The sequence below is a fragment of the Thioalkalivibrio sp. ALJ21 genome (assembly GCF_000378605.1).
GTDB lineage: Bacteria > Pseudomonadota > Gammaproteobacteria > Ectothiorhodospirales > Ectothiorhodospiraceae > Thioalkalivibrio.
Window position 1 is genome coordinate 102,818 of record NZ_KB905155.1, and the last position, 15,467, is coordinate 118,284.

Below are 15,467 nucleotides of genomic sequence, written 5' to 3' on the forward strand. Positions count from 1 at the left end.
ACGGGAGAGAGACATGCTGGAAGGTTATCTACCCATCCTGCTGTTCATCGCAGTGGGGATCGTGATTGGCATCGTGCCGCTGGTGGTCGGGATGGCCGTCGGGCCGCGCAAGCCCGACGCCGCGAAGAACTCGCCCTACGAGTGTGGCTTTGAGGCCTTTGAGGACTCGCGGCTGAAGTTCGATGTGCGCTTCTACCTGGTTGCGATCCTCTTCATCATCTTCGATCTCGAGATCGCATTTCTATTCCCGTGGGCGGTATCGCTGGATGCCATTGGCCTGTTCGGGCTTCTTGCGATGGCCGTGTTTTTGCTCATTCTGGTCGTCGGATTCATTTATGAGTGGAAGAAGGGGGCGCTGGAATGGGAATAGAAGGCGTTCTTGAAAAGGGCTTCGTCACCACCTCGGCTGACAAGCTCATCAACTGGGCCCGTACTGGCTCGTTGTGGCCGATGACCTTCGGTCTGGCCTGCTGCGCGGTGGAGATGATGCACGCCGGTGCCGCGCGCTATGACCTCGACCGCTTCGGGATCATCTTCCGGCCCAGCCCGCGTCAGTCCGACGTGATGATCGTGGCCGGCACGCTGGTCAACAAGATGGCGCCGGCGCTGCGCAAGGTGTACGACCAGATGCCCGAGCCGCGCTGGGTGATCTCCATGGGCTCCTGCGCCAACGGCGGCGGCTACTACCACTACTCCTATGCCGTGGTGCGCGGGTGTGACCGCATCGTGCCGGTGGATGTCTACGTGCCGGGCTGTCCGCCCACGGCCGAGGCACTGCTCTACGGCATCATCCAGCTGCAGAACAAGATCCGGCGCACGAACACCATCGCGCGCTAACGCACCCGGGGTTTCAGATGGCTGAACAAGACAACTGGATCGACGCCCTGCGGGCGGAACTGGGCGACGCCCTGGAGACGGTCACCGAGGCCTATGACGAGGTCACGGTCGATATCCGGCCGGAGTCGTGGCGCGAGTCCGCCGAGAAACTGCGTGACGCGTTCGGCTTCGAGATGCTGATCGACCTGTGTGGGGTGGACTATCTCGAATACGGCCAGGACGAGTGGGGCACGGAGTCCGCGACCAACACGGGTTTCTCCCGCGGGGTCGAGCCGGCCACCTCCGGGCGATTCACCTTCGATGACGCCCCGGAAGACAGCCTCTGGGACGGGCCGCGCTTTACCGTGGCTGTGCAGCTGCTGTCGATCCAGCACAATCGCCGTCTGCGCATGCGTGCCTGGCTGGCGGATGACGAATTCCCCGAGATCGAGTCGCTGGTGGAGGTCTGGGCCTCGGCCAACTGGTTCGAGCGAGAGGCCTTCGACCTGTTCGGGATCCTGTTCTCCGGACATCCGGACCTGCGCCGCATCCTGACCGACTACGGCTTTGTCGGTCACCCGTTCCGCAAGGATTTCCCGCTGATTGGCCATGTCGAGATGCGTTACGACGCCGAGCAGGCGCGTGTGGTGTACCAGCCGGTGACCATCGAGCCGCGCGTGCTGGTGCCCAAGGTGATCCGCGACGACCATCGCTACAGCGAGGGCGAGAAGCCGGGCGAAGGAGCCGAGAATGCCTGAGATTCGCAACTTCACCCTGAACTTCGGGCCGCAGCATCCGTCCGCCCACGGCGTGCTGCGTCTGGTGCTGGAGATGGACGGCGAGGTCGTGCAGCGCGCCGACCCGCATATCGGCCTGCTGCACCGCGGCACCGAGAAGCTCGCCGAGAGCAAGCCCTACAACCAGTCCATCGGCTACATGGACCGCCTCGACTACGTGTCGATGATGGCCAACGAGCACGGCTACGTGCTCGCGATGGAAAAGCTGCTCCAGATCGAGGCCCCGCTGCGGGCACAGTACATCCGGGTGATGTTCGACGAGATTACCCGCATCCTTAATCACCTGATGTGGCTGGGTGCGCATGCGCTGGATATCGGCGCGATGGCGGTGTTCCTGTATGCCTTCCGCGAGCGCGAGGACCTGATGGACTGCTACGAGGCGGTCTCGGGTGCGCGCATGCACGCGACCTATTACCGTCCGGGCGGCGTCGCGCGCGACCTGCCGGGTACGATGCCGCAGTACCAGCCGTCGTCCTGGAAGTCGCAGGAGGTCGTGGACGACCTGAACAAGGTTCGCCAGGGCTCGCTGCTGGACTTCATCGAGGCCTTTACCGAGCGCTTCCCGGGGTGCGTGGACGAGTACGAGACCCTGCTGACCGATAACCGTATCTGGAAGCAGCGCACCGTGGGCATTGGCGTGGTCGATCCCGAACGCGCCATGCAGCTGGGCTTTACCGGCCCGATGCTGCGCGGCTCCGGCATCGAGTGGGACCTGCGCAAGAAGCAGCCCTACGAGGTGTATGACCGTCTCGACTTCGATATCCCGGTGGGCGTCAACGGCGACTGCTACGACCGCTACCTGGTGCGCATCGAGGAGATGCGCCAGTCCAACCGCATCATCCGTCAGTGCGTGGACTGGCTGCGCCAGAACCCGGGCCCGGTGCTGCTGGAGGATCACAAGATCACCCCGCCGAAGCGCGAGGAGATGAAGGCCGACATGGAGGCCCTGATCCACCACTTCAAGCTGTTCACCGAGGGCATGTGCCTGCCGGAAGGTGAGGCCTACGCCGCGGTGGAGCATCCGAAGGGCGAGTTCGGGGTGTATCTGGTCTCGGATGGTTCCAACAAGCCCTATCGCCTGAAGGTCCGTCCGCCGGGCTTTGTGCACCTGTCCGCGCTGGACGAGATGGCGCGTGGCCACATGCTGGCCGATGTGGTCGCCATTATCGGGACCCAGGACATCGTATTCGGGGAGATCGACCGCTGATGGCTGCCGAACAGAAAACCGTCGCCTTCCACAAGCCCGCCGGCAAGAAGGTGGAGCTCAGCGACCACGAGCGCGAAGAGATCGACGCCTGGCTGGCGCGCTATCCCGACGACCAGAAGCGCTCTGCGGTGCTTGGCGCCCTGCGCGCGGTGCAGCACGAGGACGGCTATCTCTCTACCGCGAAGATGGATGCCGTCGCCGAATACCTCGGCCTGCCGGCGATCGCGGTGTACGAGGTGGGCTCGTTCTATTCGATGTACGAGCTGGAGCCGGTCGGCAAGCACACCATCATGGTGTGCAACAACATCTCCTGCATGCTGCGCGGCTCGGAACAGATCATCGAGCACCTGGAGAACCGTCTCGGCATCAAGCTCGGCGAGAGCACGCCGGACGGCAAGTTCTACCTGAAGATGGAAGAGGAGTGCCTGGCGGCCTGCTGTGGCGCCCCGATGATGCAGGTGGATCACGTCTACTACGAGAATCTCACCCCCGAGAAGGTGGACGAGATTCTCGACGGTCTGGAGAAGTAGCATGGCCAACCAGATCTGCTTTGCGACCCGCTACCTGGACGATCCGGCCTCGCTCGAGACCTACAAGAGCGTCGGCGGCTACCAGGCCCTGGAGAAGGTCTACAAGGGCAAGATGGCCCCCGAGGATGTGATCGAGGAGGTCAAGACCTCCAACCTGCGCGGCCGCGGCGGTGCGGGCTTCCCGACCGGGCTCAAGTGGTCGTTCATGCCGCGCAACACCCCGGGCCAGAAGTACATCGTTTGCAATTCGGACGAATCCGAGCCGGGCACCTGCAAGGACCGCGAGATCCTGATGTACAACCCGCATGCCCTGATCGAGGGCATGGCGATCGCCGGCTACGCGATCGGCGCGACGGTGGGCTACAACTACATGCGCGGCGAGTTCATGGACGAGGTGAACACGCGCTTTACGGCGGCCCTGAAAGAGGCCTACGACGCCGGTTATCTCGGCAAGGACATCTTCGGGTCCGGGGTCGATTTCGATCTCTACCCGTCGCTGGGTGCCGGGGCCTACATCTGCGGCGAGGAGACGGCGCTGTTGGAGTCCCTGGAGGGCAAGAAAGGCCAGCCGCGCTTCAAGCCGCCGTTTCCGGCCAACTACGGTCTGTACGGTAAGCCGACCACGATCAATAACACCGAGTCGCTGGCCTCGATCCCGGCCATCATCCGTAACGGCGGGCAGTGGTTCGCCGATCTGGGTGTACCCAAGTCCGGTGGCGAGAAGCTGTTCTCCGTCTCGGGCCATGTGAACAAGCCGGGGAACTACGAGATTCCGCTGGGCACGCCGTTCAAGGACCTCCTGGAGATGTCGGGTGGCGTACTGAACGGGCGCAAGCTGAAGGCGGTGATCCCCGGTGGCTCGTCGGTGCCGGTGGTCCCGGGCGACGTGATGCTGAAGGCCAACATGGACTTCGACTCCATCGCCCAGGCCGGGTCCATGCTGGGCTCCGGCGCGGTGATCGTGATGGACGAGACCGCCGACATGGTCAAGGCCCTGCAGCGCATCTCGCGGTTCTACTTCTCCGAGTCCTGCGGGCAGTGCACGCCCTGCCGCGAGGGGACCGGCTGGCTCTACCGCATGCTGACCCGCATCGTGGAAGGGCAGGGTCGTCCCGAGGATCTGGAACGCCTGGACGACGTGGCCAGCAAGATCGAGGGGCACACCATCTGCGCCCTGGGCGACGCCGCGGCCATGCCAGTGCGCAGCTTCATCAAGCACTTCCGCCACGAATTCGAATACTACATCCAGCACGGTCGGAGCCCGGTGGCAGACGCCGCCTGACGCCCCCCGCGCATCCGCAGCAGGAATCGAGCATGAGTCAGGATCAGAAGCAGGATCTGGTCAGCATCGAGATTGACGGCCGCACGATCGAGGCGCCCAAGGGCGCGATGTTGATCGACGTGGCGGACGATGCCGATATCCGCATTCCGCGGTTTTGCTACCACAAGAAGCTGTCGGTGGCGGCGAACTGCCGTATGTGCCTGGTCGAGGTCGAGAAGGCGCCCAAGCCGCTGCCCGCCTGCGCGACCCCGGTCATGGACGGGATGAAGGTCTACACCCAGTCTCCGCTGGCGCTGCGCGCGCAGAAGGGGACCATGGAGTTCCTGCTGATCAACCACCCGCTGGACTGCCCGATCTGTGACCAGGGTGGCGAGTGCGAGCTGCAGGACGTGGCCATGGGCTACGGCGACAGTGTCTCCAAGTACACCGAAGCCAAGCGCGTGGTGAAGGACAAGGATATCGGTCCGCTGATCGAGACCGAGATGACCCGCTGTATCCACTGCACCCGCTGCGTGCGCTTCGGCGAGGAGATTGCCGGCGTGCGCGAACTGGGCGCGACCGGGCGCGGCGAGCATATGCGCATCGGCACCTATGTCGAGAAGACTGTGGCCCACGAGCTGTCGGGCAACGTGATCGACCTGTGCCCGGTGGGCGCACTGACCGCCAAGCCGTCGCGCTACACCGCGCGCGCCTGGGAGCTGTCGCAGGCCGCGACCATCGCCCCGCACGACGCGGTCGGTTCCAACCTCCACCTGCATACCCACGATGGGCGCGCGATGCGCGTGGTGCCGCGTGACAACGAGGCAGTCAACGAGACCTGGATCTCCGACCGCGACCGCTTCAGCTACACCGGCCTGTACGCCGAGGACCGCCTGACCCGCCCGCGCATGAAGGTGGATGGTCGGTGGCAGGATGTCTCCTGGGAGACGGCGCTGAGCTATGCGGTCGAGGGGCTGAAGGAGACCGCCCCCGAGCGGATCGGCGCGCTGCTGTCGCCGTCGCTGTCGGTGGAAGAGCACTACCTGGCGCAGAAGGTCTTGCGCGGCATGGGCGTCACCGACATCGATCACCGGCTCGATCAGGTGGACTTCTCCGACGAGGCGGCCGCGCCGCTGTTCCCGTACCTGGGCGCGGCCATCGGCGACCTGGATACGGCCGATGCCGTGCTGCTCGTGGGCTGCAATCCGCGCCGCGAACAGCCGCTGCTCGCCCACCGTCTGCGCAAGGCGGCCTCGCGCGGCGCGCGGGTCAGCCTGATCAACGACATGCTGCTGGACCTGACTTATCCCGTGCAGGCCCAGCTGGTCGGCCACGAGCGCGATCAGGTGATGGCCCTGGCGGGCGTGGCCGGGCAACTGGCTGCTGCCGGCAAGTCGCTGCCCAAGAAGCTGGAAAAGATCGTCAAGGCCGCCGAGGCCGATGACGCCGATACGCGGGCCGCGTTCGAACACATTGCGAAGTCGCTGCTGGATGCCGAGCAGGGCCACGTGCTGCTGGGCCAGGTCGCGATCCATGGGCCGGCCTTTGCGACCCTGCGGGCCCTGGCCGGCTGGATCGCCAAGCACACCGGTGCCCGTCTCGGGTACCTGCCGGCCGGTGCCAGTGCCGCGGGCGCCTGGCTCGCCGGTGTGCTGCCGCACCGCGGCCCGGCCGGGGCCGAACTGGAGGCTGCTGGCCGGAACGCCGCCGAGATGCTGGCCGAGGGCCGGGACGCCTTCGTGGTCGCCGGCATCGAGCCCGGGCGTGACGGGGCCGATCCGGTTGCCTTGCGCGCCGCGCTGGAGAAGGCTGGCTTCGTAGTGGCGCTGAGCGCCTATGCCAATGCCGATCTGGAAGCCGTGGCCGATGTACTGCTACCGGTCGCCACCAGCTTCGAGAATTCCGGGACCTTCGTGAACGCCGAGGGTCGCTGGCAGAGTTACCGTGCCGCTGCCCGCGCGCCGGAAGACGTGCGTCCCGGCTGGAAGGTCTGGCGCGTGCTGGGCAACCTGCTGGAACAGCGCGGCATGGACTACCTCGATTCGCGCGCGGTGCGCGACGAACTGAAGGGGCTGCTGGCGGATGCCAATTTCGATACCGCGGTCAACATGAACAAGGTGCAGATTTCCATTCCGGAGCCGGCGCAGGGCGACCTGTATCGCGTGCAGGCGGCCGGGCTCTATAGCACGGATGCCATCGTGCGCCGCGCCGAGCCGCTCCAGAGCAGCCCCGAGGGCCAGCTGGCCGAGTGCGTCATCGTGCATCCCGAGTCCGCGGGCGGGCTTGACACCGGGTCGCGCGTGAAGCTGCGCCAGGCCGGCGCCGAGACCGAGCTGACCCTGATCCTGGACGACGCCGTGCCGGTGGGCCTGGCGGTGACCTTTGCGGGCTCGACGGCCATGGGCCGGTTGGGCGCCCCGAACGCCACGGTCACGCTCGCGCGTGCCTGAGGGAACGTAAGACATGTTCGACTGGATGATGAACTTCTACAGCAGCCTGCCGACGGTGATGCAGATCCTGATCGGCATTCAGCTGATCGTGATCCCGCTGATGCTGGCCGTGGCCTACACGACCTTCGCCGAGCGCAAGGTGATCGGCTATGCGCATGTGCGCGTCGGGCCGAACCGGGTCGGGCCGCGCGGATGGCTGCAGCCGATCGCGGATGCGCTGAAGCTGCTGACCAAAGAGGTCATCCTCCCGACCAATGCCAACCGCTTCCTGTTCCTCAGTGCCCCGGTGCTGACCATCGCCCCGGCGCTGGCCGCCTGGGCGGTAATCCCGTTCTTCGAGGGCGGGGCGCTGGCCGATGTGAACGCCGGTCTGCTGTACCTGCTGGCACTCACCTCGCTGGGTGTGTACGGGATCATCATCGCCGGCTGGGCATCGAACTCGAAGTACGCGCTGCTGGGCTCGTTGCGTTCGGCCGCGCAGCTGGTCTCCTACGAAATCGCGATGGGCTTTGCCCTGGTCGGCGTGCTGATGGCTGCCGGCACGCTGAACGTGGGCGGCATCATCGAGGCGCAGTCGGGCAGCATGTACCACTGGTTCCTGCTGCCGCTGTTGCCGCTGTTCTTTGTGTATTTCATCTCCGGGATTGCCGAAACCAACCGCGCGCCGTTCGACGTGGCCGAGGGCGAGTCCGAGATCGTCGCTGGTTTCCACGTCGAGTACTCGGGCATGGCGTTCGCCGTGTTCTTCCTGGCCGAGTACGCGAACATGATCCTGATCTCGGCCCTGACCGCGATCCTGTTCCTCGGCGGTTGGTTGTCGCCGTTCCAGGGCATCCTGCCGCAGGCGGCCTTTGACCTGCCGGTCATCGGTGCGTTGCTGGACCACGGCATCCACTGGTTCCTGTTCAAGACGGCGGTGTTCTTGTTCGCCTTCTTGTGGTTCCGCGCCACCTTCCCGCGCTATCGCTATGACCAGATCATGCGTCTGGGCTGGAAGGTGCTGATCCCGGTGACCATCCTCTGGCTGTTTGTCGAGGGCGTGCTGGTCGCGTTCAACGTCGGCCCGTGGTTCGCCTGAGGAGTTCGTGATGAAAGCGTTGCGCCGTTATCTGAAGAGTTTTCTGTTCTTTGAGCTGCTGCTGGGGCTGCGTCTGACGGGGCGCTACCTGCTAAGCCGAAAGTTCACCGTGCAGTATCCGGACGAGAAGACCCCGATGTCGCCGCGCTTCCGTGGCCTGCATGCGCTGCGTCGCTACCCGAACGGCGAGGAGCGCTGCATCGCCTGCAAGCTGTGTGAGGCGGTCTGCCCGGCGCTGGCGATTACGATCGATTCCGAGGAGCGCGCGGACGGTACGCGCCGCACCACGCGCTACGACATCGACCTGTTCAAGTGCATCTTCTGCGGCTTCTGCGAAGAGGCCTGCCCGGTCGATTCCATCGTCGAGACGCACATCTTCGAGTACCACTTCGAAAACCGGGGCGAGCAGATCATGACCAAGGACAAGCTCCTGGCCATTGGTGACCGCTTCGAGAAAGAGATCGCCGAAGCCCGCGCGATCGACGCCCCGTACCGGTAACGCAGGGAACGCCCCATGACCTTCGAGTTGATCCTTTTCTATCTCTTCGGCGCGATCCTGCTGGGCGGCGCCCTGGCGATGATCAGTGTGCGCAACCCGGTGCACGCGGCCCTGTTTCTGGTGCTGTGCTTTGTCGCGGCGGCCGCGGTCTGGCTGCTGGCGGAGGCCGAGTTCCTCGGCATCGTGCTGGTGCTCGTCTACGTGGGGGCGGTGATGGTGCTGTTCCTGTTCGTGGTGATGATGCTTGACATCAATCTGGCCAAGCTGCGCGAGGGGTTCACCGAATACCTGCCGGTGGGGATTGTGGTCGCGGTCGCGATGGCCACCGTGCTGGTGGCCGTGATCACCCGCTACATCACGATGGATGTGCCGGAGCGTGCGGGGCCGGAATATGCCAACACCGAGGCCCTGGGCGCGATCCTCTACACCGAATATGTCTATCCGTTCGAGATCGCGGCGGTGATCCTGCTGGTGGCGATCATCGCGGCGATCTCGCTGACCATGCGCAAGCGTCCGGACAACAAGTCGATTGACCCGGGCCAGCAGATGGCGGTGTCGCGCGAAGGCCGGGTGCGTATGGTCTCCATGGCCTCCGAGAAGAAGAAGTCACCGCGTCGTGGTGCCCAGGGCGGCGATGCGGATGGGCAGCAGGACGACCCGTCGAAATAGCAATCCGGAAATAGGCAAACCGAGTAACTAGGCATTCCGGCCAGAGGTCGGGACCCGGACACCGGGGGCGGGTGCGCCCCCGAAAGAACTCAGGGCTAGAACATGATTACGCTAGAGCACTACCTGGTGCTGGCCGCGCTGTTGTTTTCGATCAGTGTGGCCGGGATCTTCCTGAACCGGAAAAACGTGATCGTGCTGTTGATGTGCATCGAGCTGATGCTGCTCGCGGTGAACATCAATTTCATTGCCTTTTCGTTCTTCCTTCAGGACCTCGCGGGCCAGGTGTTCGTGTTCTTCATCCTGACCGTCGCCGCGGCCGAGGCGGCCATCGGCCTCGCCATCCTGGTGTTGCTGTTCCGTAATCGCGGAACCATCAACGTCCAGGATCTGGACGCAATGAAGGGATAACGGGCCATGGATACGATCTATCTACTTATCGTCCTGGCGCCGCTGTTCGGCGCGATCATCGCCGGCCTGTTCGGGCGTCAGATCGGCCGTACCGGGGCGCACAGCGTCACCATCCTCGGGGTGGCGGTCTCGTTCATCCTGTCGGTGGTGGTCTTCTGGGCCCACGTCTTCGGTGATGCCGGGGTCTACAACGAGACCGTCTATACCTGGATGGTCTCCGACGGCATCCAGTTCGAGGTCGGGTTCCTGGTCGACAACCTGACCGCGATGATGATGCTGGTCGTCACCTTCGTCTCGCTGATGGTGCACATCTACACCATTGGCTACATGCAGGACGACCCCGGCTACCAGCGTTTCTTCGCCTACATCTCGCTGTTCACCTTCTCGATGCTGATGCTGGTGATGGCGAACAACTTCATGCAGTTGTTCTTTGGCTGGGAGGCCGTCGGCCTGGTCTCCTACCTGCTGATCGGCTTCTGGTACAAGCGCCCGACCGCGATCTACGCGAACATGAAGGCGTTCATCGTCAACCGGGTGGGAGACTTCGGGTTCCTGATCGGGATCGCCGCGCTGGTGTTCTACACCGGCAGCCTGAACTACGCCGATGTGTTCGCCGAAGGTCAGTCGATGAGCGAGGCGACCATAACCATCTGGCCGGGCTGGACCTTCGGCCTGCTGGATCTGGCGCTGATCTTCCTGTTCATCGGCGCCATGGGCAAATCCGCCCAGGTGCCGCTGCACGTTTGGCTCCCGGACTCCATGGAAGGTCCGACCCCGATCTCCGCGCTGATCCACGCGGCGACCATGGTGACCGCGGGTATTTTCATGGTGGCGCGCATGTCGCCGCTGTACGAGTTCTCCGTCCCGGCGCTGTCGTTCATCCTGATCATCGGGGCGATCACCGCGTTCTTCATGGGCCTGATCGGGCTCGTCCAGAACGACATCAAGCGGGTGGTGGCGTATTCGACGCTGTCGCAGCTGGGCTACATGACCGTGGCGCTGGGCGCCTCCGCCTATGCCGCCGGCCTGTTCCACCTGATGACGCATGCCTTCTTCAAGGCGCTGCTTTTCCTGGCCGCGGGCTCGGTGATCATCGCGATGCACCACCTGCAGGACATGCGCGCGATGGGCGGGCTGCGCCGGCACATGCCGATCACCTATGCGACCGCGCTGATCGGCTCGCTGGCGCTGATCGGCTTCCCGTTCTTCTCCGGGTTTTTCTCCAAGGACGCGATCATCGAGGCGGTCGGCTACTCGCAGATCCCGGGGGCGACATTCGCCTACTGGCTGGTGCTGGCCGGCGTGTTCGTGACCGCGCTGTACACGTTCCGCATGTTCTTCATGGTGTTCCATGGCGAAGAGCGCTATGACCAGGCGCACAAGTACATGCCCGACCATGGCGATGAACACGACGACGAGCATGGCGACGACCATCACCACGGACCGCTGCAACCAAAGGAATCGCCGTGGGTGGTGACCGTGCCACTCATTCTGCTGGCGATCCCGTCGGTCGTGGCCGGCTACTTCATCGGCCCGATGCTGTTCGGCGACTTCTTTGCCGACAGCCTGTTCGTGCTGCCGGAGCAGGATGTGCTGGCGACCAAGGGCGAGACCTACACCGGCGTGATCGGCTTCGTGCTGCATGGCCTGATGCTGCCCGCGTTCTGGCTCGCCATGGCCGGTCTGGGCACGGCCTGGTACCTGTACATGAAGCGGCCCGAGCTGCCGGGCGTGATCGCCGAACGCCTGAAGCTGGGTGTGCGCGTCCTCGAGGACAAGTACGGCTTCGACCGCTTCAACGACTGGTTCTTCGCAGGCGGGACCGTCCGTCTGGGCCGTGCGCTGTGGCGCTATGGTGATGCGCTGATCATCGACGGGCTGCTGGTCAATGGCACCGCGCGCTCGGTGGGCTGGATCTCGGCGCGCATCCGCCACATGCAGTCCGGCTTCCTCTACCACTACGCGTTCGTGATGATCATCGGCCTGCTGGTCCTGATGTTCGCCTTCGTGATCTGAGCGGCTTCGACACCCATGCGCTCGAAGCCCATCGCTGTTTCAAGGAACGACCATGTTTGCTGACTGGCCTATCTTGAGTCTGTTGATTTGGCTGCCGATTCTCGGCGGCTTCCTGGTGCTTGCCGCCGGGCGCGATGCGCCCCATGTGGCGCGGCGGCTCGGGCTCGCGGTGGCCGTCGCGACCTTTGTGGCCAGTCTGCCGCTGTGGTTCGCGTTCGAACGTGGCACCGCGGAGATGCAGTTCCAGGAACTGGCCTCGTGGATCCCCGCGTTCAACGTGAACTACCACCTGGGCGTGGACGGCATCTCCATGCCGCTGATCCTGCTGACCACGCTGATCACCGTAATCGTGATCATTGCCGCCTGGGAGTCGGTGAAGGATCGGATCGCCTACTACATGTCGGCGATGCTGGTGATGGAAGGCCTGATGATCGGCATGTTTGCGGCGATGGACGCGGTGCTGTTCTACGTGTTCTTCGAGGCGATGCTGATTCCGATGTTCCTGGTGATCGGGATCTGGGGCGGGCCGCGGCGCGTCTATGCGACCATCAAGTTCTTCCTCTATACCTTCCTGGGTTCGGTGTTCATGCTGGTCGCGCTGATCTGGATGTACATCCAGTCCGGCAGCTTCCTGATCCAGGACTTCCATGCCCTGCAGATCGGCATGACCGCGCAGATATTGATCTTCCTCGCCTTCTTCATGGCGTTCGCGGTGAAGATCCCGATGTTCCCGGTGCATACCTGGCTGCCGGATGCGCACGTCGAGGCGCCTACCGGCGGCTCGGTGATCCTGGCCGCGATCATGCTGAAGATTGGCGGCTACGGCTTCCTGCGCTTTTCGCTGCCGATTACCCCGGATGCCTCGGCGGTGCTGGATACGCTGATGATCGTGCTGTCGCTGATCGCGATCGTGTACATCGGCCTGGTGGCGCTGATCCAGAGCGACATGAAGAAGCTGATCGCCTATTCGTCGATCGCGCACATGGGTTTTGTGACCCTGGGCTTCTTCCTCGCGTTCTACATCTACCGCAATACCGGTGACTGGGAAGGCGCCTCGCTGGGTATCGCCGGCGGCATGGTGCAGATGATCTCGCACGGCTTTATCTCCGCGGCGATGTTCCTTGCGGTCGGTGTGTTGTACGACCGTCTGCACAGCCGGCAGATCTCGGACTACGGCGGTGTGGTGAACACCATGCCCTGGTTTGCCGCATTCTTCGTGCTGTTCGCGATGGCGAACACCGGCCTGCCGGGCACCTCCGGCTTCGTCGGCGAGTTCATGGTCATCCTCGCCGCGTTCAAGGCGGACTTCTGGATCGCCTTCCTGGCCGCGACCACGCTGATCCTGGCGGCGGGCTACACCCTGTGGCTGGTCAAGCGCGTGATCTTCGGCGCGGTGGCCAACGACAACGTGGCTGGTCTGTCCGACATGAACCGCCGCGAGTTCTTCCTGATGGGCGTGCTGGCCTTCTTTACCCTGCTGCTGGGTGTGTGGCCGGCGCCGCTGCTGGATGTGATGAACGCGACCATCGACCACCTCGTGGCGCATATCGCGCACTCGAAGCTCTGAACGGACGCCTGACATGACTTTCGAGATCCCCAACTTCCTCCCCGCCGTGCCCGAGATGTTCGTGCTCGGGATGGCGTGCCTGATCCTGGTGATCGACGCGTTCCTGCCGGATTCGCGGCGCGACATCACCTACGGCCTGGTGCAGGCGACCCTGGTCGCGGCCGCCGGTCTGACCCTGTGGATGATGGGTCCGGAGACGGTGCTGACCTTCTCGGACAGCTTCGTGAAGGATCCGATGGCGGACATCCTGAAGGTGGCGGTCTACGTAACCAGCTTCCTGGTGTTCCTGTATGCACGTCCGTACCTGATGGAACGCGGGATCCACAAGGGCGAGTTCTACATCCTGGGCCTGTTCGCCGTTCTCGGGATGATGATCATGATCTCCGGGCACAACCTGCTGACGCTGTACCTGGGGCTGGAGCTGCTGTCGCTGTCGTCCTATGCGCTGGTTGCGTTCTGGCGCGACAACACCCGCGCGACCGAGGCGGCGATGAAGTACTTCGTGCTGGGCGCGCTGGCCTCCGGTCTGCTGCTCTACGGCATGTCCATGATCTACGGCATGACCGGCTCGCTGGATATCGCGGTCATTGCCGCCGAGCTGACAGCCGCGGACGAGAGCCTCAACATCCCGCTGGTCTTTGGTCTGGTGTTCCTGGTGGTCGCGATCGCGTTCAAGCTGGGGGCGGTGCCGTTCCACATGTGGGTGCCGGACGTCTACGACGGCGCCCCGACGGCGGTCACGCTATTCATCGCGACTGCGCCGAAGATCGCCGCATTCGCCTTCCTGATGCGCCTGCTGGTGGAGGGCATGGGTCCGATGCATGCCGACTGGCAGGGCATGTTCGTGATCCTGGCCGTGCTGTCGCTGGCGGTGGGCAACGTGATCGCGATCGCGCAGACCAGCATCAAGCGCATGTTGGCCTACTCGACCATCGCCCATGTTGGTTTCGTGTTCATGGGCATCCTGGCCGGGACCGACAGCGGCTACGCCTCGGCGATGTTCTACGTGATCGTCTATGCGATCACCGCGGCCGGTGGCTTCGGCATGATCGTGTTCCTGTCGCGCAAGGGCTATGAGGCGGACCAGATCGATGACTTCAAGGGCCTGGCCAAGCGCAACCCCTGGTTCGCGTTCATCATGCTGCTGCTGCTGTTTTCGATGGCCGGGGTGCCGCCGACGGTCGGCTTCTACGCGAAGCTCGCGGTGATCCAGGCCGCGGTGGGTGCGGATCTGGTCTGGCTGGCGATTGTTGCCGTGATCTTCTCGATCATTGGAGCCTTCTACTACCTGCGCGTGGTCAAGATGATGTTCTTCGACGACCCGCAGGAAGACGCGAAGGAGCCGATTCAGCCTTCTGGCGCGCTTGCCGCCGCGCTCAGCATTAACGGGCTGGCAGTGCTGCTTCTTGGAATTTTTCCGGGCCTGCTGTTGTCTGTCACCCACTACGCAATCATGGGCTAAGTCGTGACACAGTGGATTCCGTTTGAAGTTCTGGTCTGGGGTTTTGTCGTAGTCGCCTTTATCTCGGCGAACCTGCCCTGGCTCACCGAGCGCATCGGCCTGATGGTCCTGCCGGCCAGTGGCGTGAAGGGTCCCTGGACCCGTATCTTCGAATGGGCCGGGCTTTATCTGCTGGTGGGCCTGATTGGAAAGGGCCTGGAGTTTCAGGCCACCGGCGGCATCCATGCGCAGGGATGGGAGTTCTATGTGATCACCCTGTCGCTGTTCGCGGTCTTCGCGCTGCCCGGGTACATCTGGCGCTATGATCTCCGGCAGCACCTTCGGACTCGTGCACACCGCTCGCGGTAAGGGAATCGGCCGGCTGCGCGAGGGGCCTTCGGGTCGGGAAAAATCTCGCGCTTTTCCTTGCAGGGCCCAACCCTCTTTGCTATAGTTTCGCGTCTCGGATGCGGGGTGGAGCAGTCTGGCAGCTCGTCGGGCTCATAACCCGAAGGTCGCAGGTTCAAATCCTGCCCCCGCTACCAATTTTCAGAGAGGCCCCATATGGGGCCTTTTTGTTAGGCAGGTCCGTTGTGACGGTCTTGCCGGGCTGCGCTCCCGCGCGCCAAGCAGTCAGTACGACTGGCTGCGGTCATCGCTGAGGTGTTCGAGGGGCGTTTATCGCCCTTTTTTTGTTTCCGGACCCCGGAAAGGGCCGGTTCGTCAAA

Annotated in this window: 15 protein-coding genes and 1 tRNA gene; all 16 read left to right on the forward strand. The window is 63.9% G+C overall.

Translation table 11 applies throughout. The features are described 5' to 3' along the window. Positions 1 to 13: 13 nt before the first annotated feature. The 16 genes from F579_RS0100465 (at position 14) to F579_RS0100540 (ending at position 15,284) form a co-directional block, all read left to right on the forward strand. Positions 14 to 370 carry an NADH-quinone oxidoreductase subunit A gene (locus F579_RS0100465; RefSeq protein ID WP_012982121.1) on the forward strand — a complete coding sequence of 119 codons (357 nt, stop codon included), beginning with the start codon at positions 14 to 16 and terminating at the stop codon, positions 368 to 370. Beyond that, the gene (locus F579_RS0100470; RefSeq protein WP_012982122.1) at positions 361 to 837 is read left to right on the forward strand and encodes an NADH-quinone oxidoreductase subunit B family protein; all 477 of its coding nucleotides are present in this window, start codon (positions 361 to 363) and stop codon (positions 835 to 837) included. The genes F579_RS0100465 and F579_RS0100470 overlap by 10 nt, the downstream gene beginning before the upstream one ends. Before the next feature lie 17 nt (positions 838 to 854). Beyond that, positions 855 to 1,574 carry an NADH-quinone oxidoreductase subunit C gene (locus F579_RS0100475; RefSeq protein ID WP_019024743.1) on the forward strand — a complete coding sequence of 240 codons (720 nt, stop codon included), beginning with the start codon at positions 855 to 857 and terminating at the stop codon, positions 1,572 to 1,574. Next, complete coding sequence (locus F579_RS0100480; protein WP_018138276.1) at positions 1,567 to 2,820, forward strand: NADH-quinone oxidoreductase subunit D; 1,254 nt, start codon at positions 1,567 to 1,569, stop codon at positions 2,818 to 2,820. Before F579_RS0100475 ends, F579_RS0100480 begins: the two co-directional genes overlap by 8 nt. Further along, positions 2,820 to 3,350, forward strand: coding sequence for an NAD(P)H-dependent oxidoreductase subunit E (gene nuoE / locus F579_RS0100485; RefSeq protein WP_018141819.1), 531 nt, complete (start codon positions 2,820 to 2,822; stop codon positions 3,348 to 3,350). The genes F579_RS0100480 and nuoE overlap by 1 nt, the downstream gene beginning before the upstream one ends. A gap of 1 nt (position 3,351) precedes the next feature. Then, on the forward strand, positions 3,352 to 4,632 hold the full coding sequence (gene nuoF, locus F579_RS0100490; protein WP_012982126.1) for an NADH-quinone oxidoreductase subunit NuoF: 1,281 nt from the start codon (positions 3,352 to 3,354) through the stop codon (positions 4,630 to 4,632). Between the two features lie 32 nt (positions 4,633 to 4,664). Further along, positions 4,665 to 7,061, forward strand: coding sequence for an NADH-quinone oxidoreductase subunit NuoG (gene nuoG, locus F579_RS0100495; protein ID WP_019024742.1), 2,397 nt, complete (start codon positions 4,665 to 4,667; stop codon positions 7,059 to 7,061). Between the two features lie 13 nt (positions 7,062 to 7,074). After that, complete coding sequence (gene nuoH, locus F579_RS0100500) at positions 7,075 to 8,139, forward strand: NADH-quinone oxidoreductase subunit NuoH (RefSeq protein WP_012982128.1); 1,065 nt, start codon at positions 7,075 to 7,077, stop codon at positions 8,137 to 8,139. Between the two features lie 10 nt (positions 8,140 to 8,149). Further along, on the forward strand, positions 8,150 to 8,638 hold the full coding sequence (nuoI, locus tag F579_RS0100505; RefSeq protein ID WP_012982129.1) for an NADH-quinone oxidoreductase subunit NuoI: 489 nt from the start codon (positions 8,150 to 8,152) through the stop codon (positions 8,636 to 8,638). Positions 8,639 to 8,653: 15 nt separating this feature from the next. Beyond that, the gene (locus tag F579_RS0100510) at positions 8,654 to 9,307 is read left to right on the forward strand and encodes an NADH-quinone oxidoreductase subunit J (RefSeq protein WP_012982130.1); all 654 of its coding nucleotides are present in this window, start codon (positions 8,654 to 8,656) and stop codon (positions 9,305 to 9,307) included. 102 nt (positions 9,308 to 9,409) lie between these two features. Continuing rightward, entirely contained in the window at positions 9,410 to 9,715 is a 306-nt protein-coding gene (gene nuoK / locus F579_RS0100515; RefSeq protein ID WP_012982131.1) for an NADH-quinone oxidoreductase subunit NuoK, read from the forward strand. A gap of 6 nt (positions 9,716 to 9,721) precedes the next feature. Next, positions 9,722 to 11,731, forward strand: coding sequence for an NADH-quinone oxidoreductase subunit L (nuoL, locus tag F579_RS0100520; RefSeq protein ID WP_019024741.1), 2,010 nt, complete (start codon positions 9,722 to 9,724; stop codon positions 11,729 to 11,731). Positions 11,732 to 11,783: 52 nt separating this feature from the next. Next, a complete protein-coding gene (locus F579_RS0100525) occupies positions 11,784 to 13,298 on the forward strand; it encodes an NADH-quinone oxidoreductase subunit M (RefSeq protein WP_012982133.1) in 1,515 nt (504 codons plus the stop codon). A 13-nt stretch (positions 13,299 to 13,311) separates the two neighbouring features. Next, positions 13,312 to 14,760, forward strand: coding sequence for an NADH-quinone oxidoreductase subunit NuoN (gene nuoN / locus F579_RS0100530; RefSeq protein ID WP_012982134.1), 1,449 nt, complete (start codon positions 13,312 to 13,314; stop codon positions 14,758 to 14,760). A gap of 3 nt (positions 14,761 to 14,763) precedes the next feature. Further along, positions 14,764 to 15,108, forward strand: coding sequence for a DUF2818 family protein (locus F579_RS0100535; RefSeq protein WP_019024740.1), 345 nt, complete (start codon positions 14,764 to 14,766; stop codon positions 15,106 to 15,108). 99 nt (positions 15,109 to 15,207) lie between these two features. Further along, a tRNA-Met gene (locus F579_RS0100540) sits at positions 15,208 to 15,284 on the forward strand. Positions 15,285 to 15,467: the final 183 nt, after the last annotated feature.